Annotated in this window: 22 protein-coding genes; 5 read left to right on the forward strand and 17 right to left on the reverse strand. The window is 66.6% G+C overall.

Annotated elements, in window-relative coordinates; translation table 11 throughout:
• Positions 1-102 precede the first annotated feature (102 nt).
• The 8 genes from fusA to EJI01_RS23260 form a co-directional block, all read right to left on the reverse strand.
• Positions 103-2202: an elongation factor G gene (gene fusA, locus EJI01_RS23225; protein ID WP_126839500.1), complete on the reverse strand. Its 2100-nt coding sequence runs from the start codon at positions 2200-2202 to the stop codon at positions 103-105.
• Positions 2203-2285: 83 nt separating this feature from the next.
• Complete coding sequence (gene rpsG / locus EJI01_RS23230; RefSeq protein WP_106560959.1) at positions 2286-2759, reverse strand: 30S ribosomal protein S7; 474 nt, start codon at positions 2757-2759, stop codon at positions 2286-2288.
• Positions 2760-2903: 144 nt separating this feature from the next.
• Positions 2904-3281, reverse strand: coding sequence for a 30S ribosomal protein S12 (rpsL, locus tag EJI01_RS23235; RefSeq protein WP_028249584.1), 378 nt, complete (start codon positions 3279-3281; stop codon positions 2904-2906).
• A 175-nt stretch (positions 3282-3456) separates the two neighbouring features.
• The gene (locus EJI01_RS23240) at positions 3457-4626 is read right to left on the reverse strand and encodes a D-alanyl-D-alanine carboxypeptidase family protein (protein WP_126839501.1); all 1170 of its coding nucleotides are present in this window, start codon (positions 4624-4626) and stop codon (positions 3457-3459) included.
• A gap of 22 nt (positions 4627-4648) precedes the next feature.
• Positions 4649-5281, reverse strand: a complete 633-nt coding sequence (locus EJI01_RS23245) for an alpha/beta hydrolase (protein ID WP_126839502.1) — start codon at positions 5279-5281, stop codon at positions 4649-4651.
• Complete coding sequence (locus tag EJI01_RS23250; protein ID WP_126839503.1) at positions 5281-5634, reverse strand: (2Fe-2S) ferredoxin domain-containing protein; 354 nt, start codon at positions 5632-5634, stop codon at positions 5281-5283. The genes EJI01_RS23245 and EJI01_RS23250 overlap by 1 nt, the downstream gene beginning before the upstream one ends.
• A gap of 51 nt (positions 5635-5685) precedes the next feature.
• On the reverse strand, positions 5686-6798 hold the full coding sequence (locus tag EJI01_RS23255; RefSeq protein WP_126839504.1) for a VanZ family protein: 1113 nt from the start codon (positions 6796-6798) through the stop codon (positions 5686-5688).
• 5 nt (positions 6799-6803) lie between these two features.
• Positions 6804-7232, reverse strand: coding sequence for a CopD family protein (locus tag EJI01_RS23260; protein ID WP_126839505.1), 429 nt, complete (start codon positions 7230-7232; stop codon positions 6804-6806).
• A 321-nt stretch (positions 7233-7553) separates the two neighbouring features.
• Between EJI01_RS23260 and hemB the strand changes: the two genes are divergently transcribed.
• On the forward strand, positions 7554-8558 hold the full coding sequence (hemB, locus tag EJI01_RS23265) for a porphobilinogen synthase (protein ID WP_126839506.1): 1005 nt from the start codon (positions 7554-7556) through the stop codon (positions 8556-8558).
• Positions 8559-8575: 17 nt separating this feature from the next.
• Positions 8576-9709, forward strand: coding sequence for a magnesium transporter CorA family protein (locus tag EJI01_RS23270; protein WP_126839507.1), 1134 nt, complete (start codon positions 8576-8578; stop codon positions 9707-9709).
• Between the two features lie 54 nt (positions 9710-9763).
• Here the strand turns inward: EJI01_RS23270 and EJI01_RS23275 are convergent, their stop codons facing one another.
• A complete protein-coding gene (locus tag EJI01_RS23275) occupies positions 9764-10132 on the reverse strand; it encodes a DUF4148 domain-containing protein (RefSeq protein ID WP_126839508.1) in 369 nt (122 codons plus the stop codon).
• Between the two features lie 200 nt (positions 10133-10332).
• Positions 10333-10686, reverse strand: a complete 354-nt coding sequence (locus EJI01_RS23280) for an alpha/beta hydrolase (protein WP_126839509.1) — start codon at positions 10684-10686, stop codon at positions 10333-10335.
• A 107-nt stretch (positions 10687-10793) separates the two neighbouring features.
• Here EJI01_RS23280 and EJI01_RS23285 point away from each other — a divergent pair, with 107 nt between their 5' ends.
• Positions 10794-11753, forward strand: a complete 960-nt coding sequence (locus tag EJI01_RS23285) for a LysR family transcriptional regulator (protein ID WP_126839510.1) — start codon at positions 10794-10796, stop codon at positions 11751-11753.
• 9 nt (positions 11754-11762) lie between these two features.
• Here the strand turns inward: EJI01_RS23285 and EJI01_RS23290 are convergent, their stop codons facing one another.
• From EJI01_RS23290 to EJI01_RS23300, 3 genes are read right to left on the reverse strand one after another with little or no spacing between them, the layout of a single operon-like run.
• Complete coding sequence (locus EJI01_RS23290; protein WP_126839578.1) at positions 11763-12632, reverse strand: amidohydrolase family protein; 870 nt, start codon at positions 12630-12632, stop codon at positions 11763-11765.
• A gap of 27 nt (positions 12633-12659) precedes the next feature.
• Entirely contained in the window at positions 12660-13343 is a 684-nt protein-coding gene (locus tag EJI01_RS23295; RefSeq protein ID WP_126839511.1) for a dienelactone hydrolase family protein, read from the reverse strand.
• Positions 13344-13345: 2 nt separating this feature from the next.
• Positions 13346-13966, reverse strand: coding sequence for a 2-hydroxychromene-2-carboxylate isomerase (locus EJI01_RS23300; protein ID WP_126839512.1), 621 nt, complete (start codon positions 13964-13966; stop codon positions 13346-13348).
• Between the two features lie 71 nt (positions 13967-14037).
• On the opposite strand from EJI01_RS23300, the gene EJI01_RS23305 reads away from it, so the two are divergent.
• Positions 14038-14784, forward strand: a complete 747-nt coding sequence (locus EJI01_RS23305) for an SDR family oxidoreductase (RefSeq protein WP_126839513.1) — start codon at positions 14038-14040, stop codon at positions 14782-14784.
• A 157-nt stretch (positions 14785-14941) separates the two neighbouring features.
• Positions 14942-15598, forward strand: a complete 657-nt coding sequence (locus tag EJI01_RS23310) for a MarC family protein (protein ID WP_126839514.1) — start codon at positions 14942-14944, stop codon at positions 15596-15598.
• On the opposite strand, the gene EJI01_RS23315 is transcribed toward EJI01_RS23310, so the two are convergent.
• The 4 genes from EJI01_RS23315 to EJI01_RS23330 are packed head-to-tail and all read right to left on the reverse strand — an operon-like array spanning position 15595 to position 18598.
• Positions 15595-16056, reverse strand: coding sequence for a metallophosphoesterase family protein (locus EJI01_RS23315; RefSeq protein ID WP_126839515.1), 462 nt, complete (start codon positions 16054-16056; stop codon positions 15595-15597). The two genes, EJI01_RS23310 and EJI01_RS23315, sit on opposite strands and share 4 nt — an antisense overlap.
• Before the next feature lie 13 nt (positions 16057-16069).
• Positions 16070-16750: a PqiC family protein gene (locus tag EJI01_RS23320; RefSeq protein ID WP_260602626.1), complete on the reverse strand. Its 681-nt coding sequence runs from the start codon at positions 16748-16750 to the stop codon at positions 16070-16072.
• A gap of 10 nt (positions 16751-16760) precedes the next feature.
• The gene (locus EJI01_RS23325) at positions 16761-17747 is read right to left on the reverse strand and encodes an MlaD family protein (RefSeq protein WP_126839516.1); all 987 of its coding nucleotides are present in this window, start codon (positions 17745-17747) and stop codon (positions 16761-16763) included.
• Between the two features lie 5 nt (positions 17748-17752).
• Positions 17753-18598, reverse strand: a complete 846-nt coding sequence (locus tag EJI01_RS23330; protein WP_126839517.1) for an ABC transporter ATP-binding protein — start codon at positions 18596-18598, stop codon at positions 17753-17755.
• Between the last annotated feature and the right edge of the window lie 124 nt (positions 18599-18722).

The raw sequence follows: 18722 nt of genomic DNA on the forward strand, positions 1-18722 counted from the left end.
ATCCTTGAAAGAGCAGTGCCCGTGTATGGTTTAACGTCTGCACCATGCTGCTGGTTCTCTCGCCACGGGCAACGAGAGGCACACGGTCGCAGACAGAACTTCTTACTTCGCGCGGGAAGCGACGATGGCTTCGGCCACGTTGCGCGGAGCTTCGGCGTAGTGCTTGAACTCCATCGTGTAGGTGGCACGGCCTTGCGACATCGAGCGCAGCGTGGTCGAGTAGCCGAACATTTCCGACAGCGGAACCTCGGCCTTGATGGCCTTGCCGCCGCCGACCATGTCGTCCATGCCCTGCACCATGCCGCGGCGCGAGGACAGGTCGCCCATCACGTTGCCGGCGTAGTCCTCGGGCGTCTCGACTTCCACGGCCATCATCGGCTCGAGGATCACGGGGTTGGCCTTGCGGGCCCCTTCCTTGAAGCCGAAGATCGCGGCCATCTTGAAGGCCATTTCGTTCGAGTCCACGTCGTGGTACGAACCGAAGTGCAGCGTGACCTTGACATCCACCACCGGGTAGCCGGCCAGGACGCCCTGGCCCAGCGCCTCGACGATGCCCTTTTCGACCGCGGGGATGTACTCGCGCGGCACCACGCCGCCCTTGATGGCGTCGACGAACTCGAAGCCCTTGCCGGCTTCCTGCGGCTCCAGCTTGAGCACGACGTGACCGTACTGGCCCTTGCCGCCCGACTGGCGCACGAACTTGCCTTCGGCTTCCTCGACGGTCTTGCGGATGGTTTCGCGGTAGGCGACCTGCGGCTTGCCGACATTGGCTTCGACGCCGAACTCGCGCTTCATGCGGTCCACGATGATTTCGAGGTGCAGCTCGCCCATGCCGGCGATGATGGTCTGACCCGATTCTTCGTCGGTCTTGACGCGGAAAGACGGATCTTCCTGCGCCAGGCGCTGCAGCGCGATGCCCATCTTTTCCTGGTCGGCCTTGGTCTTCGGCTCCACTGCCTGCGAGATCACGGTTTCAGGGAACACCATGCGCTCGAGCGTGACGATCGCGGCCGGGTCGCACAGCGTTTCGCCGGTGGTGACTTCCTTCAGGCCCACGCAGGCGGCGATGTCGCCGGCGCGGATTTCGCTGACTTCTTCACGGTTGTTGGCGTGCATCTGCACGATACGACCGATGCGCTCCTTCTTGCCGCGCACCGGGTTGTAAACGCTGTCGCCCTTGGTCAGCACGCCCGAGTAGACGCGCACGAAGGTGAGCTGGCCCACGAACGGGTCGGTCATCAGCTTGAATGCGAGCGCCGAGAACTTTTCGTTGTCGTCGGCCTTGCGCGTGACGGGCTGCTCGTCATCGTCCGTGCCGGCCACGGGCGGGATGTCCAGCGGCGACGGCATGTACTCGATGACGGCGTCGAGCATGGCCTGCACGCCCTTGTTCTTGAACGCCGAGCCGCACAGCATCGGCTGGATCTCGCCGGCGATGGTGCGCTGGCGAATGCCGGCCTTGATTTCCGCCTCGGTCAGCGCGTTGCCTTCGAGGTACTTGTTCATGAGCTCTTCGCTCGATTCGGCGGCGGCCTCGACCAGCTTCTCGTGGTACTCGGCACAGACGTCGGCCAAATCGGCCGGGATTTCGCCGTACTTGAAGGTGACGCCCTTGTCCTCGTCCCAGATGATCGACTTCATCTTCACGAGGTCGACGACGCCCTGGAAGCGGTCTTCGGCACCGATCGGAATCTGGATCACGACGGGGTTGGCCTTGAGGCGGTCCACCATCATCTGGCGCACGCGCAGGAAGTCGGCGCCGGTGCGATCCATCTTGTTGACGAACGCGAGGCGCGGCACCTTGTACTTGTTGGCCTGGCGCCAGACGGTTTCGGACTGGGGCTGCACGCCGCCGACGGCGTCATACACCATCACGGCGCCGTCGAGCACGCGCATCGAGCGCTCGACCTCGATCGTGAAGTCCACGTGGCCGGGCGTGTCGATGATGTTGATGCGGTGTTCGTCGAAGTTGGTGCCCATGCCCTTCCAGAAGCAGGTGGTGGCAGCGGACGTGATCGTGATGCCACGCTCCTGCTCCTGCTCCATCCAGTCCATCGTGGCGGCGCCGTCGTGCACTTCGCCGATCTTGTGGTTCACACCGGTGTAGAACAGGATGCGCTCGGTGGTGGTGGTCTTGCCGGCGTCGATGTGCGCGGAAATACCGATGTTGCGGTAGCGCTCGATGGGGGTCTTGCGGGACATGAAATTACTCCGTTAACGGATGAAAGCCCGCCCACCGCATTCGGTGGGTCGGGCTTCCAGCCTGTCTGACTAGTGGGCTGTTGTTAGAAGCGGAAGTGGCTGAAGGCCTTGTTGGCTTCGGCCATGCGGTGCACTTCATCGCGCTTCTTCATGGCACCGCCACGGCCTTCCGTGGCTTCCATGAGTTCGTTGGCCAGACGCAGGGCCATCGACTTCTCGCCGCGCTTGCGGGCGGCTTCCTTGATCCAGCGCATCGACAGCGCCAGGCGACGCACCGGGCGCACCTCGACGGGAACCTGATAGTTCGCACCGCCGACGCGGCGCGACTTCACTTCGACCATCGGCTTGACGTTGTTGATGGCCATCGTGAAGGCTTCGACCGGGTCCTTGCCCGGGTTCTTCTTCTCGATCTGATCGAGCGCGCCATAGATGATGCGCTCGGCAACCGCCTTCTTGCCGCCTTCCATGATCACGTTCATGAATTTGGACAGCTCGACATTGCCGTACTTGGGATCCGGCAGGATTTCACGTTTGGGGACTTCGCGACGACGTGGCATTTTTCTAACCTCTTTGCTTCAGTTGGCACCGTTTCCGGCACCGCGAGAGCCAACAAGAACTCTCACTTACTCGACCCAACAGCGGGCCACTTCGTCCGATGCGCCTGCCAGGGCACGCCGAACACCGTTGAACGACAGAAAGCCTTAAGCCTTCTTGGGGCGCTTCGCGCCGTACTTGGAACGCGACTGCTTGCGGTCTTTCACGCCTTGCAGGTCCAGCGAACCGCGCACGATGTGGTAGCGCACACCAGGCAAGTCCTTGACACGACCGCCGCGAACCAGCACGACGCTGTGTTCCTGGAGATTGTGGCCTTCGCCGCCGATGTAGGAAATGACTTCGAAGCCGTTGGTCAGGCGCACCTTGGCGACTTTCCGCAGCGCCGAGTTCGGCTTTTTCGGGGTCGTGGTGTAGACCCGGGTGCAGACGCCGCGGCGCTGCGGCGAGTTCTGCATGGCAGGGCTCTTCGACTTGATCTTTTCGACCTCGCGACCCTGACGCACCAGTTGATTGATGGTTGGCATGAATGAATAAGTCCCAAAACACCCCGGCAAGAATCCTTGTCGTGACACAAGGGGCCGGGAGATGACGAAAACGTGAATCCCTTCGGATTTTTCCGAAAAGCCCACGAGTATAGCAGTGCGGCCATGACGCCGCAATTTCAGCTGCGCTGGAGCGCCCACCTGGCGGGCGGCGGCCTCACTTGATCCAGAGACGGACGGCATCCCAGGCGCGGCCCAGCACGCCGGCCTGTTCGACCGGCTCCAGCGCGACCAACGGCACCTCGGCGACCGGCTGATCGGCCAGCGTGATCTTGAGCGAGCCGATCGGCTGGAAGCGGGAGAACGGCGCGACCAGCGGGTCTGGACGCGCCACTTGCGTCTTGATCTTGCTGGCCGAGCCGGCCGGTACCGCCACCACGATCGCCTCGGGGCGACCCAGCTTGACGGTGTTTTCCTTGCCCTTCCAGACTGCCGGCGTCGCCACCGGCTGGTTGGCGTCGAACAGGCGGACCGCATCGTAGGCGGTGTAGCCCCAGTTCAGGAGCTTCTGCGACTCGTTGGCGCGCGCGTTCTCGCTGGCTGCGCCTAGGACGATCGACAGCAGGCGCCGGCCGCCGCCGAGGTTCGGGAAATCGCGCTTGGAGGTCACGATCATGCAGTAGCCGGCTGCATCGGTGTGGCCGGTCTTGAGGCCGTCGACGGTCGGATCGCGGAACAGCAGCAGATTGCGGTTGGTGTCGTTGGTCGAAGGCGTGCCGGGATAACGGTATTTCTTGATGGCGTAGTAGTGCACGAACTCCGGAAAGTCGCGCATCAGGCGCGTCGCCAGGATGCTGAGGTCGCGCGCCGTGGTGGTGTGCCCCGGCGCGGTGAGGCCTTCGGGATTCTTGTAGCTGGTGTTCTTCATGCCGAGCGCCTTGGCCTGCTCGTTCATGAGCCCGACGAAGTGCTCGACCGTGCCGCCCACGCCCTCGGCCAGCGCGACGGTGGCGTCGTTGCCCGAATTGACAATCAGGCCCTTGATCAGGTCTTCGACCGGCACCTGCATCTTGGGGTCGATGAACATGCGCGAGCCGGGCATCTTCCAGGCACGCTGGCTGACCGGCAAGGCCTGCTGCAGGCTGATCTTCTTGGCCTTGAGCGCATCGAACACCAGGTAGGCCGACATCAGCTTGGTAAGCGAGGCCGGCTCGACCGGGCTGTCGATGTCCTTTTGCGCGAGCAGCTGGTTGGCCGTGACGTCGAGCAGCAGGTAGCTGCGCGCCGCGACCTCGGGCGGCGCCGGCACCTGGGCGTGGACGACCATGCAGAAGGATGCGGCAGCGGCTACCGCGAGCGCACGCAGCGCGTCGAGAAAACGATTCATGGGGATGCGAAGAGACGAAAAACTAACCCGCGCGCAGGTGGCGGACGACCAGACTTTTGAGCAGCGGCAATTGTCCGTGAAAGAAATGGCTGCCTCCGGGAACGACTGTGACAGGAAGTGACTGCGGCCGCGCCCAGTCCATCACGGCAGCAAGCGGCACCGTATCGTCCTGCTCGCCATGCACGACCAGCGTGCATTCGTGCGCTTCGGCCGGCAGCGTCGCAACGGAAAAGCGCGAGGCGGCCGTGCCGACCAGCACCAGGTGCTTGATGTCCCGCGCAGCCCAGAGCTTCTCGGCCGTGCAGCTCGCCACGAAGGCGCCGAACGAGAAGCCGGCGATGGCCAGCGGCCCCTCGGGCGCCAACTGCTCGACCACGGCCAGCATGTCGTCGCGCTCGCCGCGTCCTTCGTCATGCGTGCCTTCGCTGCCACCGACACCACGGAAATTGAAGCGCACGGCGGTCCACCCGCACGAAACGAAGGCACGCGCCAGCGTCTGTACCACCTTGTTGTCCATGGTGCCGCCGAAGAGCGGATGGGGATGGGCGATCACCGCGACGCCGAGCGCGGGCGAGCCCGCAGCCGCCGCGTCGCGCAGCACCTCGATGGCGCCGGCGGCGCCCTTCAGCTGGATTTTTTCGGTTCTGGAGTTCATCAGCGCCCCACCTCGGGCGGCAACAGCAGCCGCTCGACCACCTTGCCGTTCTTCAAATGCGATTCGACGATCTCGTCGATGTCGTCCTGGTCGACGAATGTGTACCAGACCGCTTCCGGATAGACCACCGCCACCGGCCCGCCGGCGCAGCGGTCAAGACAGCCCGCCTTGTTGACCCGCACCTTGCCGGGCCCGGCCAGTCCGGCCTCCTTGATGCGGGCCTTGCAGCGATCGAAGCCCGCCAGGGCGTTGTGCTTCGAGCAGGAGTCCTCTTCGTTCTTGCGTTCGTTCAGGCAGAAGAAAATGTGCCGGGCGTAGTAGCCGCGCGGCGGCGAGGTGCTGGGATCGGACATCGAACCATTCTATTGAGCGTGCGACGCGACCACTCGATGCCGGGGTATGGGCTACGCCGGCCGCGCTCGGCGCGACAGCGCGGCCAGCACGTAGGCCAGGGTGGCGAAGGGCCAAAGCCAGCCCAGCCACTGCGCGAGCCCATGGAAGCGGATGAAGCGCCCCTGCTCCCAGGTCGCCAGGGTCTGTGCGAAATAGGCGCTCTCGGGCGCCTGGTTGAGCAGGCTCAGGTGGACCACGAGCGCGATCAGCAGCAAGCCTGCACAGAACCGGCGTGGCGCGGGCAGCAGCAGCACGCCCAGAACCAGCGCGGCCACGATGCCCACCTGCACCGGCAGGCTCAGCCAGGCCCAGGCATGCTCGGGGCCGTAGCTCAGCGCCGCCGACAACGCAGTGGCCGCCATCCCGGCCACCAGCACCAGCGGCAGCAGGACGGCCCTGCGAGAGATCGAGCGCGTGACCAGGAAGGCGAGCAGGCAGGGCACCACCGCGCCCAGCATGACGCACAGCAGCTCGACGCCGGGCACCAGCGGTTCGAGCTCGAACTGGCGCACCGGCATCCAGTCGATGAAAGGGGTGTCGAGGAGCCATTCCGAGATCGCTGCCTCGAGCCGTTCGAACACCTGGCCCAGGCCGAAGGTCACCGCCGCCGGGAACAGCAGTGCCAGCGGCCACAGCGCCAGCAGCACCAGCGCGCCGCGCGACTCCTCGACGAACCAGTTGGAGCGGGTCCGGTGCCAATGCGCCACGGCACCGAAGCGCTCGAGCGCCGCCGCGAGCACGGCGCCCGCCAGGGCGCCGGCACTGTTCAGTCCGAGATCGACATTGGAGGGAATGCGCGAGGGCAGGTAGCTTTGCACGGTCTCCATCGCGAAAGCGATTGCGGCGCCGGCAGCCGTGGCGCGCAGCACCGCGCCCGCAACGCCGACGCCGGGCCGGGTTCGCAGTACCGCGATCGCCGCCAGGAAACCGAAGGGCATGTAGCCCGCGACATTCACGCCGAAGTCGAAGCCGGTCCAGTACTTGGGCCACGGCGCCGCCAGATAGGCCCAGGGCGCGATGCCCTGGTCGCGCCAGTCGGTGAACGGATAAAGACTCGCGTAGGCGATCAGCGCCGCGTAGGCGAGCGCAAGGGGCAGCGCGGCGGACTTGTGCCGGGTTCCCACCGCGCTCAGAAGGGCTTGACCACGACCAGCACCACGATCCCGAGCAGCAGCAGCACCGGCACTTCGTTGAACCAGCGGTACCAGCGCTCGCCGCGCCGGTCTGCGCCCGAGACGAACTTGCGCAGCAGCACCCCGCAGGCATGGTGATAGCCGATCGCGAGAAGCACCAGGGCCAGCTTGGCATGCATCCAGCCGTTGCCCGGGCCGCGTCCGATGCCGTAGCCGAGCCAGAGCCAGAGCCCGAAGCCCAGCGCCGGCACGGCCAGGAAAGTGGTGAACCGGAACAGCTTGCGCGCCATGAGCACCAGCCGCGCGCGTTCGGCCACGGATTCGGGCGCCACCATCGCCAGGTTCACAAAGAGGCGCGGCAGATAGAACAGTCCCGCGAACCAGCTCGCAATGAACACGATGTGCAGTGATTTGACCCAGAGCATGGCGGCAGTTTAGTGGCGCGCCCCAGTGGCACGGGGGGCGATTGAAAGGGGCAAAAAAAAGCCCGGCGTCAAAACGCCGGGCTGGGAAGCCCTTTTGCTGTCACACATCAAGGCACCCGCTCAGGGAGGAAAAGCGGGGAGCGGCAAGCCGCCCACCGCGGAATTTAGCAAAGGCATTACAACCTATCAAGCGAGTTCTAATCTTTTTCCCCAAATTGGTAAAACGCGTAGTTCCAACGTATTACTCGACCGAGGCGACATAAAAGCCGCTTGAAGGGCTGTATCAGAGGGCAACCCGCCACTTCAGGCACAATTTTCCGCATGACTCTCCACGCCCCTTTTCCGGCCGGCCGGCCGCGCCGGCTGCGCCGCGATGTTTTCACGCGCAATCTTGTACGTGAGCACACGCTCAGCGCTCACGACTTGATTTATCCTGTGTTCGTCCAGGAAGGTCAGAAGCGTCGCGACGCCGTGTCCTCGATGCCCGGCGTCGATCGGCTCAGCCTGGATCTGCTGCTGCCGGTCGCCGAAGAATGCGCGGCGGCCGGTATCCCGGTGATGGCGCTGTTTCCGGTTATCGATGCCAGCCTCAAGACGCCGGCCGGGGACGAGGCTTTCAATCCCGAGGGCCTGATCCCGCGCGTGGTGGCCGCCCTCAAGTCGCGCTTTCCGGAGCTGGGCGTGATGACCGACGTGGCGCTCGATCCGTACACCAGCCACGGCCAGGACGGCCTGCTCGACGACACCGGCTACATCCTGAACGATCCGACCGTCGAGGTGCTGGTCAAGCAGGCGCTCGTGCAGTCGCAAGCCGGCGTGGACATCGTGGCGCCGAGCGACATGATGGACGGCCGCATCGGCGCGATCCGCAGCGCCCTGGAGTCGGCCGGCCAGATCCACACGCGGATCATGGCCTACAGCGCCAAGTACGCCAGCGCCTTCTACGGCCCCTTCCGCGACGCCGTCGGCTCGGCGGCCAACCTCGGCAAAAGCAACAAGAAGGCCTACCAGATGGATCCCGGCAACAGCGACGAGGCGCTGCGCGAGGTGGCGATCGACATCGCCGAGGGCGCCGACATGGTGATGGTGAAACCCGGCATGCCCTATCTCGACATCGTGCGCCGGGTGAAGGACGAGTTCCAGGTCCCGACCTTCGCCTACCAGGTCAGCGGCGAGTACGCGATGCTCAAGGCCGCGGCGCAGAACGGCTGGCTCGATCACGATGCCGTGGTGCTCGAGAGCTTGCTGGCCTTCAAGCGCGCCGGCGCCGACGGCGTGCTCACCTACTTCGCGCTCGATGCTGCACGGCTGCTGCAGAAACAGTAGCAGGCGGACCGGGCCCCATGCGCGTCTTTGAGATCAGCGGCTCGCGGATCGCGGAACACGAGGCGCTCGCGCCGATGGCCGTCCCCGGCGCGTGCGCCAGCGGCTATCTGTGGATTTCGCTCACACGAGATGAATTCCGCAGTTCGCTCGCCGAGGTGCAGGGCATCCTGCAGTCGCTCTGCGGCACCCAGCTGGTCGACCTCCATGTGGCCGACCTGGTGAACGATCAGTTGCCCTCGCACTACGACTACACCTCCCAGTACGACGTGCTGGTTTTTCGCCGGCTCGCGGCTGCCAACGGCGCGGCGCCGAAGAGCGCCGAGCCCACGCTGGCGCGCGGCGGCCCGCCGGTGCTGCGGCGCGTCGATACGCGGCCGGTCGGCTTTGCGGTCTTCGACCGGGTGCTGCTGTCGGTGCATCCGGAAGACGGCGCGGTGCGCGATGCCTTTGCCGCCCGTCTGCTCGCGGCGGCGGCGCCGGACGCGCGCGGCGCCACCGCCCCAGCGCTGGACGTCCGCGCCGTTTCCACCCGCGTGCCGCCGAATCCTGCCGACCTGATGCTGCGCGTGGTGAACCTGATCGTCGACGCCTACCTCGACCTGCGGCGCGACCTGACGCGGCAACTCGACCACTGGCAGGCCGAGTTGATCGACCCCCGCAGCCGCTTCACGAACTGGAGCGCGCTGATGGATGCGCGCCAGTCGCTGCACCACCTGGACGAGATTTGCGAAGACCAGCGCGCAGCCATTCAGGACTGGATCGATGCGCTCGAGACCCTGCCGGCGCCGGAAGGGGCGGCCGCCCTGCGCGAAGGCGAACTGATCATGGTCCGCAGCCGCGACGTGCTCGAGCACATCCAGCGCGTGGTGCACCACGTGCGGCGGCTCGAACAGAACGCCGAGACAGCCGTGCAGATGCATTTCAGCGTGCAAAGCCACCGCGCCAACGACATCATGCGAGTGCTCACGGCGCTTACCGCCATCTTTCTTCCGCTCAACCTGATTGCCGGCATCTTCGGCATGAACTTCGAGTTCATCCCGCTCGTGCACAAGGCCGACGGCTTCTGGATCGCCATGGCGTCGATGGGCGCGATCGCGCTGCTGCTCGTGGTCGTGTTCTGGCGCAAGCGGTACCTGGCCCGAAGCAGATAAACAAAAAACCGGGCAGCGCTGATGCGCTGCCCGGTCCTTCTGTGGGTCGGCGAATTACTTGGCCGCGGGGGTGCCTTGCTGCTGTGCTTGCTGCAGCGTGGCGGCGCGGTTGGGCATGGTCGAGATCACGCGGCTGTTGACGCGCGAGCCGCTGGTCACGTTCTGGTCGGGCGCATTCGCCGTGGCGATGGCTTGGGCACGCACGGACGCCGGATCGGCCACCGAGGTGAAGGGATCGGCGCCACGCGAGCCGCGCGTCACGTTCTGGTTGGGTGCAGAGGCAGCACGAACGGCTTCGGCTTCGACGTCGGCGCGGCTCAGGCCGGACACCGGCTTTTGTACGCCTTCGTAGCTTTCGGCCTGGGCGCCGGCGGCGGCCAGAAGGGAAAGAGCGGCGGCGGCGATGATTTGCGAGGTCTTCATTTCAGGTCCTTTTTGGAATTCGTCGGAGTGGTTGCTTAACCAGGCTCGCGGGATGGCTGGCCTGTGCGACGAAGTTTCCGGTGGAATGACCTCGGGAAATTACCTAGAAAAGAGACACCGCGTTTCCGGGATCGAAACAATGTAAAGCCGGGCTCATGCTTTCGCATGGCCCGGCTTTGTCGCTCTTGCGAACTTGAGGATTACAGCCCGGCTTGACGCGTGATAACGAAGCGCGGGTTCGAGAACTGCTGCGGAATCACGCTGCCGGCAAAGGACTCGCGGCGCACGTTCTGGTTCGGCCGGTGTGCATGGGCCACGGCTTCGGCGCGCACGTCGGCACGGTCCCGCGCGCTCGCCAGCACCGTCGCCGGGCCTGCGGCGTAGCCTTCCGCATAGGGGTTGGCGCTGTGGGCGGCGGCGACCGCCTGGGCATTCACTTCGGCGCGGCTATTGGCCGACACCGGCGAGTGCACGCCGTCATAGGTTTCGGCTTGGGCGCCGGCAGCGGCGAGAATCGAGAGTGCGGCGGCGGCGATGATCTTCGAGGTCTTCATTTCAATCTCCTTCGGTTGGTGTGGGATGAAGTTTGCGCCTGAATCTAGGTAAAAACCCTTGGCTTTATGAACCACCGTATTCACGAAATTGAAACAATGGAAGCCCGATGGACGGCCTGGACCTGCTGAAAGCCTTTCGTGAAGTTGCCGAACGCGGCAGCTTCTCCCGCGCCGCCAAGGTGCTCGGCACCTCGAAAGCCACCGTCAGCAAGTACGTCGCACAGCTCGAAGAACGCTTCGGCGTGCGCCTGCTCAACCGCTCCACGCGCTCGGTCAGCCTGACCGATGCCGGCCAGTTGCTGCTCGAGCGCAGCAAACCGCTGATGGAAATGGTCGAGCTCACGCAGAACGAGCTGCAGGAACATGCGGGTCATCCGCGTGGGCGGCTTCGCATCACGGCGCCGCACGGATTCGCGCAGAGCGCCTTTCCGGACATCCTGAGCGAGTTCATCAAGACCTACCCCGACGTTCATGTGAGCCTGCACCTGAGCAACCGCGTGATCGACCTGGTGGAAGAAGGCGTGGACGTCGCGCTGCGCCTCGGGCGCATCCGCGACGAGAACCTGATCGTGCGGCGCCTGCGCCAGATGGACCTGGTGCTTTGCGCCGCGCCTTCCTACTGGGCCCGGCGCGGCCTGCCCGGGAAGCCGGACGACATGCGCCGGCACGACGTGCTGACCTACTCGCTCGCCGAGGGCGCGCCGCACCTGCCTTTCGAGGTCGACGGCAAGCCCTACATCGTGCCGGTGGCGAGCCGCATGGATGCCAACGATGCCGCGCCGCTGATCGGCGCCGCGCTCGCCGGACTCGGCGCCGTGTGCGTGCCGGCGATGATGGCGCAGTCGCATGTCGAGCGCGGCGCGCTGGTGCCGGTGCTGAAGGAATACATGCCGCGCGACCTGTGGCTCTACGCGGCCTATTCGCAGCGCCGCCACAACAGCGCGGCGCTGCGCGCGCTGCTGGATTTTCTCGAGGACCGCGTGCGGAACTCGGCAGCGGCGCCGGCTCCCCCCGAGGCGGTCGCCGTCAAGCCCGCCAGGCGCGCGCGACAGCCTGCGACCGCCTGAGCACGCGGTTCAGCGCAGACCGAACAGCGCGGCCGCGTTGCCCCACGCGATGCGCTGCGCCACCTCGGCCGGCACGTCGCCGAGCCAGCGGCGATAGCCGCCCATGATCTCGTCGTAGGCGCTCCAGCGCTGGTTGACCCAGGTGTCGGAGCCCACCAGGAAGCGATCGGGGTACTTAAGGATCAGCGCGCGCCACTCGGGGCACAGCATGCCGCCCTCGCAGGTGAGGCCCGGCCGGTAGGAGAGCTCGCCCATCAGCAGCGGATAGCGCTCCAGCAGCGCCTGCACGCGCGCTGCCGGCGCGCCGCCGATGCCGGTGTGGGCCCAGATGAGCCGCAGCGACTTTCCCTTGGAGGGCGCATGCGCCATCAGCAGGTCGATTGCCACGTCGTCGACATGCGCAAGCACCGCGAGCTTCTTCTCTTCCGCCAGAACGATCAGCTTCTTCGCGACCGGTCCGTTGGCGTTGGCACTGTCGTAGAGATGGAACTCCCCCAGCCCCCGGTAGGGCCCGCTCGCCGTACCGCGCGCCAGTTCGGCTTGTACCATCTCGTAGATGCTCTCGTCGCGGAACCAGTTGCCGTAGTCGTCGCGGTTGCGGTAGAGCCGCACGAAGGGCACCACGGTTATGCCGGCCTCGCGCGTCTCGCGTGCCGCAGCCAGCGTCCGCGTCCCGGCGTTGGGACGCGAGTTGGCGATGATGGCCTTCACGCCGTTGCGCTGCATGCGCGCCAGCGCCTCGGCGGGCGGGTACGGGCCGGTGTCGCCGTCCCAGGCTTCCTGGTTGTAGTGCAGGTGGGTGTCGAACAGCGGGCCGCCGTAGTCGGTCGCCTGCGCGCCGAAAGCGGCAGCCGCCAGCAGGGCCGGCACCCAACGCATCAGATGCCGCTTCACGCCATGCCCCGATCAGCCGACGTGCTTCGCAAAGAAGGCCAGCGTGCGCTCGCGCGCCAGCTTGGCGGCCTCGGCGTTGTACGAGCCGCGCTGATCGCAGTTGAAACCGTGGCCGGATTCGTAGACATGCACCTCGACTTCGGGGTGGGCCTTCTTGAAAGCCTCGATGGTGTCGAGCGGAATCCAGTGGTCCTTGTTGCCGAAATGGGCGAGCACCGGGACCTTGGGCTGGATCGCACTCTCCTCCGGCGTGGTCATCCCGCCGCCGTAGTAGGGTGCCGCCGCCGCAATGCCGGAGACCTTCGCCGATGCGCGCCACGTGAGCAGCCCGCCCCAGCAGTAGCCGACGATGCCGACCTTGCCGGCACGGGCCGCGTATTCCACCGCGGCCTGGATGTCCTGCAGCACGCCTGGCTCCGGCAGAGCTTCGACGGCGGTCTTGAGCTCGAAGCCGGCCTTCATGTCTTCCTCGCTGTAGCCCAGCTCGACGCCTGGCCTGACGCGATGGAAGGTCGAGGGCGAGACCGCGAGATAGCCGTCGGCCGCATAGCCGTCGGCCACTGAGCGGATGTGCGAGTTGACGCCGAAGATCTCCGGCACCACGACGATCGCGCCCTTCGGCTTGCCCGCGGGTTCCGCCACGTAGGCCGGAAAGCTGAAGCCGTCTTTGGCGGTGAGATCGATGAACTGGCCCATGGTCATGCTCCTGAGGTGGATGGTTGTTGAATCAATGCGCGTTCGACGAAATCCAGCCGGTCCTGGCCCCAGAAGATCTCGCCGTCGATCACGTAGCTCGGCGCGCCGAACACCTTGGCGTCGATGGCCTGCTGCGTGTAGTCCTCGTAGCGCTCCTGGACCGTCTGGCTTTGCGACTGCTCGCAGCGTCTGGCCGACAAGGCGCATTCGCCGACCAACGCTTCAAGCACCTTCGGATCGGCGATGTTGCGCTCCTGCACCCAAACCGCGGCGAACACCGCGCCGCAGAGCTTCATCGCGGCCTCGGTACCGTCGTGCAGGTCGACGGCGATGATGAGCTTCGCGGCGTCGTCGGCAGCGACCGGAAAGAACTTGGGCTTGGGGTTCAACGGAATGTCTAGATGGCGCGAGAAGCGCGCCAGCTCCAGCAGCCGGTAGGCCTGGCGCTGCGGTGCCCGCTTGCCGAGCGGTAGGCCGCCGGAGACCGGAAACACGGCGCCGAGATCGACCGGCCGCACCCGCACCGTGGCGCCGGTGGACTTGGCGAGCGCAGCGAAGCGCGCATGCCCCAGGTAGGTCCAGGGACTTTGGGGCGTGAAGTAGTAGTCGATGGTGTGGGTCACAAGCCGCTCCCGATGATGTAATCGTGCGCACGGTTTTAACTGAGGCACGGCTTTCGTGCAGGAGGTGGGATTTGGACCAGGTGCTCTTGATCACCGGCGGCAGCCGCGGCATCGGCGCCGCGACGGCGCTGCTGGCCGCGCAGCGCGGCTTCGCGGTGGCCGTCAACTATGCCAGCAACTCGCTGGCCGCAGACGAGGTGGTGCGCACGATCCGCGACGGCGGCGGCCGCGCGATCAGCGTGCACGCTGACGTCGGCGACGAGGCGCAGGTGCTCGCGATGTTCGAGAAGGTCGATGCGAAGTTCGGCCGCCTCACGGCGCTGGTCAACAACGCCGGCGTGGTCGACGTGCAGGCGCGCGTCGACCAGATGAGCGTGGCGCGGCTCGATCGCATGCTGCGCATCAACGTGATCGGCAGCTTCCTTTGCGCGCGCGAGGCGGTGCGGCGCATGAGCACGAAGCACGGCGGCAGCGGCGGCGCCATCGTCAATCTCTCGAGCGCCGCCGCGCGCCTCGGCTCGCCGGGCCAGTACGTCGACTACGCGGCCAGCAAGGGCGCCATCGACAGCTTCACGATCGGGCTGGCCAAGGAAGTCGCCGAGGAAGGCATCCGCGTCAACGCGGTGCGGCCCGGCCTGATCGACACCGAGATCCACGCCTCCGGCGGCATGCCCGACCGCGCCTTCCAGCTCGCATCCACCGTGCCGATGAAGCGCACCGGCAGCGCCCAGGAGGTCGCCAACGGCATCGCATGGCTGCTGTCGGAAGAAGCGAGCTACGTGACGGGCACCTTTCTCGACGTCACGGGCGGAAGGTGATGGACGGCCCCCACGCTCACTTCGTTCGCTGCCCCCCGAGGGGGCGCTCCATGCCCTTCGGGCGGCCGGGCGGGCATATGGACGGCCCCCACGCTCACTTCGTTCGCTGCCCCCCGAGGGGGCGCTCCATGCCCTTGGGGCGGCCGGGCGGGCATTGATGGCAACACCGACGATGGACCTGGTCAAGCCGATGATCACGCTGCTGGCCATCGTGAATCCGCTGGCGATCGTGCCATTCTTCATCCACTACACGCAGGGCTACACCGAGGCCCAGCGCAAGCGCACCGCGTGGGTTTCGGCCTTCAGCGCCTTCGTGGTCATCGCGGTCTGCGCGCTGCTCGGGCTTCAGCTGCTGTCCTTCTTCGGCATCTCGATCGCGAGCTTCCAGGTCGGCGGCGGCATGCTGCTCCTGATCAGCTCGCTCAGCATGCTCAACGCGCAGCCGGCCGAATCCAAGACCAGCCAGGAAGAACTCCGGGCCACGGAAGTGAAGGCCTCGCTGGGCGCCTCGATCGCGGTGGTGCCGCTCGCCATTCCGCTCCTGACCGGGCCGGCCACCATGTCGACCGTGGTCATCTACGCCGAGAAGACTCAGCACCTCTGGGAGCTCGCAGTGCTGGTCGGCTACGGCATGGTGATCGGGCTGGCGACCGGCCTCACCTTCCAGCTGGCCGAACCGATCGCACGCGTGCTCGGCAAGACCGGCATCAACGTGATGACGCGCCTGATGGGCTTGATCCTCGCGGCGCTGGCGGTCGAGGTGATGGCCGACGGGCTCGGCACGCTGTTTCCGGCGCTCGCGCGCGCGCCCTAGCCGTTCAGGAGTTCGACGATGCGCGGCGTGACCATGCCGCCATCGATCTTCAGCTCCGCCGCCGAAATCGGCAGCCTGAAGCGACGCGGGCCGGCGCTGCCGGGATTGAGGTAGAGCACCCCGTCGCGCTCTTCGGCCCGCGGCCGATGCGAATGCCCGGACACCACCACCCTGACGCCCGCGGCAACCGGGTCGATGTCTAGCTGCGCGAGATCGTGGATCGCGTAGAGGCGCACACCGCCGAGCTCGATGAGGGCCGTTTCCGGCACCGCCTCGGCCCACGCGTCCCGGTCGTTGTTGCCGCGCACCGCGGTCAGCGGCGCGATGGCGGCCAGCGCTTCGAGAATCGCCGTATCTCCGATATCGCCGCCATGCACGATGTGCTCGCAGCCGTGCAGAAAAGCGAGCGCCTCGGGCCGCAGCAGGCCATGCGTGTCGGAGATGAGACCGATGCGCATGCGGCCGACCTGATCAGCGCGGCTGGTCCACCCACGCCACCAGTTCCGCCACCGCCGCATCGCTTGCTGCTGCCAGCCCCTTCACGCCGCCGGGCGCATCCCCGCTCGGCGCGGGCCGCTGCACCATGAAACTCTGCTGCGCGAGCACGCGGTCGCCACCGGCGTTGCTGCGGATCAGGGTCGCACGCAGGCGCACCAGCCCGACACTCTTGTTCGGCGATTCGAAGTAGTGGCTGAATTCCTCCAGCGACACCCTGAGCGTGTCGGGCACCTTGCCCTCGCTGCGCGCGATGGTGGCGCTCTCTTCCGGGCCGAGCACGGTGCGGCGCGCGGCCAGCGCGTCGCGCAGGCGCTGGTGCAGCAGCTGCGCCGGCGCCAGGCTCCAGCGCGATTGGCCATAGGGCCGCAGCTGGTTGGCGTCGGCATAGCCCAGGCGGTAGAGCAGCTGCGTGCCCTCGAGCCGCGTGCCGGCCTCGAGCTCGGCCAGCGCGATGGGCGGCAGCGCGTGCGGATTGGAAGGTGCCGGCGCGGTGGATGCGGTGAGATTGGGGCCGAAGTCGTAGAGCGTGGCGCGAGCAGGCTTGTCGGGCAAGGCGCCGCAGCCCGCCGCGAGCAGCACGGCGGCGATGCCGGCGACGGCCGCGAGGCGTGCCCTCGATGCGCGAGCGGCCATGTTCTGGAGCAGTTCGTTCATGTCGTCACTTTCAAGGCCGCGCTGGCGCGGCGGCCGGGGCGGAAAATCCGGGCTCGCCCGGCCCGGCGACCACGCCGCCGCTGCCGAACAGCAGCGATTGCGGGTTGTCGTTGATGCCGTCGGCCGCGCGGCCGAGACGGCGCACCGCGCGCGAGGTGTCGTCGGCGACGCGGTTCACGCGCGGCAGCGTGGCGCTGTTGAAGGAGTCAACCGCCTGAGCCAGGGACTTGGTGCCGTCGCCCAGACGGTCGAGCGGACCGTCCTTCGCATTCAGCCGGTTCACGGTGCCGTTGAAGTTGTTGGCCACACGCGAGACGTCGCCGGCGGCGGTCTTCACGGTGCCCATGGTGTCCTTCGTGCGGTCGATCAGCGGCGGGAGAGCGGCCAGCGCCGGGTTGAGCCCGTTCTTTACCGTGTTGTCGAGCGATCGCGTCAGCTGGTTGGCGCTGGCCGAAGCCTGCGCGATGTTCTCCAGCGCGTCGGCGATGCGCTTCTGGTTGTCGTCGCCCAGCAGCGTATTGGCCTTCTTCGTCACTTCGTCGATCTGGTTGATGATGGCTTCGCCGCGGTCCTGCAGCTGCGCCAGCACCGAGGGCTTGAGCGGAATGCGCGGTGGCTCGTCGTTGTTCGGCGTGAGCGCCACCTGCGACTCGCCCTTGTCGTCGATCGCGATGAAGGCCAGGCCGGTCACGCCCTGGTAGCTCAGCGTGGCATAGCTCGAGGTCGTGAGCGGCACGCGCTCGTCGACCGTGATGCGCACGCGCACATTGCCCTTCACCTTGGGATCGAAGTCGATCGAGGCAACCTTGCCGACGGCGATGCCGCGGTAGCGCACCATGGCCTGCGGCTGCAGTCCGCTGACCGCGTCGCGGGTCGAGAGTTCGTAGATGTTGCGCACCGTGTTGTCGCGCGTGAACCAGACCACGAGCGCGACGATCGCGGCGATCAGGCCGAGCACGAAGGCGCCGGCGGCGATGGCATGGGCCTTGTTTTCCATGGCAGCTACCTTTCAGTGAGTGGGAGTCCGGCTGCGCCGGCAAGCCCCGAGACGGTGGGGGGCGGCACGCCTTCGTGGAGCGCCTCCATGGCGCGCTGGCCGCGGCCGCCGAGAAAGTATTCGTGGATGAAAGGGTGCGGGTAGGCGATGACGTCGCGCGCCGTGCCGGCGACGATCACGCGCTGGTCGGCCAGCACCGCGATGCGCGTGCTGAGGTCGAACAGCGTGTCCAGGTCGTGCGTGACCATCACCACCGTGAGCCCCAGTTCGCGATGCAGTCCGCGCAGCAGGTCGCAGAAGCCGTCGGCGCTCTCGGGGTCCAGTCCGGCAGTGGGCTCGTCGAGCAGGAGCAGCGGCGGATCCATGATCAGCGCGCGCGCCAGCGCCACCCGCTTGATCATCCCGCCCGACAGATCGGCCGGACTCTTGGTGGCCTGCTGCGGATCGAGCCCGACCATCTGCAGCTTGACCAGCGCGGCATCGCGGATCAGGTCGTCGGGCAGGAGCTTGAGTTCGCGCAGCGGGAACGCGACGTTGTCGAGCACGCTGAAGGCCGAGAACAGCGCGCCGTGCTGGAACAGCATGCCGACGTTGGCGGCGCCCGTGGCGCTGAGCCGGCCCGGCGGATGGCCGAGCACCGAGACCTCGCCCTTCGAAGGCCGCTCGAGTCCCAGGATCTGGCGCAGCAGTACGGTCTTGCCGGTGCCCGAGCCGCCCACCAGCGACAGCACCTCGCCTTTGCGGATCGTGAGGTCGAGGTCGCGGTGCACCACCTGGTCGCCCTCGGGCGACTCGAAGACGGTCCACAGCTTGCGGATCTCCACGACATTGGCGGTCTGCTGGTCGGTCATGCTCGTTTCCTGCCGCCTGAAGCTTGGTCCCAGCCCATTCCAGAAACACCGCGGAACCGGCTTCGACGGGCCGCTGGTGTTGCCCCCTGCAAGGGGGGTGGAGAAGCGACACGAAGTGCGCGAA

Origin of the sequence: Variovorax sp. MHTC-1 (assembly GCF_003984645.1) — a bacterium.
Taxonomy (GTDB): domain Bacteria; phylum Pseudomonadota; class Gammaproteobacteria; order Burkholderiales; family Burkholderiaceae_C; genus Variovorax.

Bases quoted from the DNA above. Each gene is read 5' to 3' on its own strand.
- EJI01_RS23285 (WP_126839510.1), top strand. From the start codon at position 10,794: ATGGACGGCCTGGACCTGCTGAAAGCCTTTCGTGAAGTTGCCGAACGC.
- EJI01_RS23245 (WP_126839502.1), bottom strand. From the start codon at position 5,281: ATGAACTCCAGAACCGAAAAAATCCAGCTGAAGGGCGCCGCCGGCGCC.
- EJI01_RS23280 (WP_126839509.1), bottom strand. From the start codon at position 10,686: ATGAAGACCTCGAAGATCATCGCCGCCGCCGCACTCTCGATTCTCGCC.
- EJI01_RS23315 (WP_126839515.1), bottom strand. From the start codon at position 16,056: ATGCGCATCGGTCTCATCTCCGACACGCATGGCCTGCTGCGGCCCGAG.
- rpsG (WP_106560959.1), bottom strand. From the start codon at position 2,759: ATGCCACGTCGTCGCGAAGTCCCCAAACGTGAAATCCTGCCGGATCCC.
- hemB (WP_126839506.1), top strand. From the start codon at position 7,554: ATGACTCTCCACGCCCCTTTTCCGGCCGGCCGGCCGCGCCGGCTGCGC.
- EJI01_RS23295 (WP_126839511.1), bottom strand. From the start codon at position 13,343: ATGGGCCAGTTCATCGATCTCACCGCCAAAGACGGCTTCAGCTTTCCG.
- EJI01_RS23310 (WP_126839514.1), top strand. From the start codon at position 14,942: ATGGCAACACCGACGATGGACCTGGTCAAGCCGATGATCACGCTGCTG.
- EJI01_RS23320 (WP_260602626.1), bottom strand. From the start codon at position 16,750: ATGAACGAACTGCTCCAGAACATGGCCGCTCGCGCATCGAGGGCACGC.
- EJI01_RS23290 (WP_126839578.1), bottom strand. From the start codon at position 12,632: ATGCGTTGGGTGCCGGCCCTGCTGGCGGCTGCCGCTTTCGGCGCGCAG.
- EJI01_RS23275 (WP_126839508.1), bottom strand. From the start codon at position 10,132: ATGAAGACCTCGCAAATCATCGCCGCCGCCGCTCTTTCCCTTCTGGCC.
- EJI01_RS23270 (WP_126839507.1), top strand. From the start codon at position 8,576: ATGCGCGTCTTTGAGATCAGCGGCTCGCGGATCGCGGAACACGAGGCG.
- EJI01_RS23250 (WP_126839503.1), bottom strand. From the start codon at position 5,634: ATGTCCGATCCCAGCACCTCGCCGCCGCGCGGCTACTACGCCCGGCAC.
- EJI01_RS23260 (WP_126839505.1), bottom strand. From the start codon at position 7,232: ATGCTCTGGGTCAAATCACTGCACATCGTGTTCATTGCGAGCTGGTTC.
- EJI01_RS23240 (WP_126839501.1), bottom strand. From the start codon at position 4,626: ATGAATCGTTTTCTCGACGCGCTGCGTGCGCTCGCGGTAGCCGCTGCC.
- EJI01_RS23330 (WP_126839517.1), bottom strand. From the start codon at position 18,598: ATGACCGACCAGCAGACCGCCAATGTCGTGGAGATCCGCAAGCTGTGG.
- EJI01_RS23325 (WP_126839516.1), bottom strand. From the start codon at position 17,747: ATGGAAAACAAGGCCCATGCCATCGCCGCCGGCGCCTTCGTGCTCGGC.
- fusA (WP_126839500.1), bottom strand. From the start codon at position 2,202: ATGTCCCGCAAGACCCCCATCGAGCGCTACCGCAACATCGGTATTTCC.
- rpsL (WP_028249584.1), bottom strand. From the start codon at position 3,281: ATGCCAACCATCAATCAACTGGTGCGTCAGGGTCGCGAGGTCGAAAAG.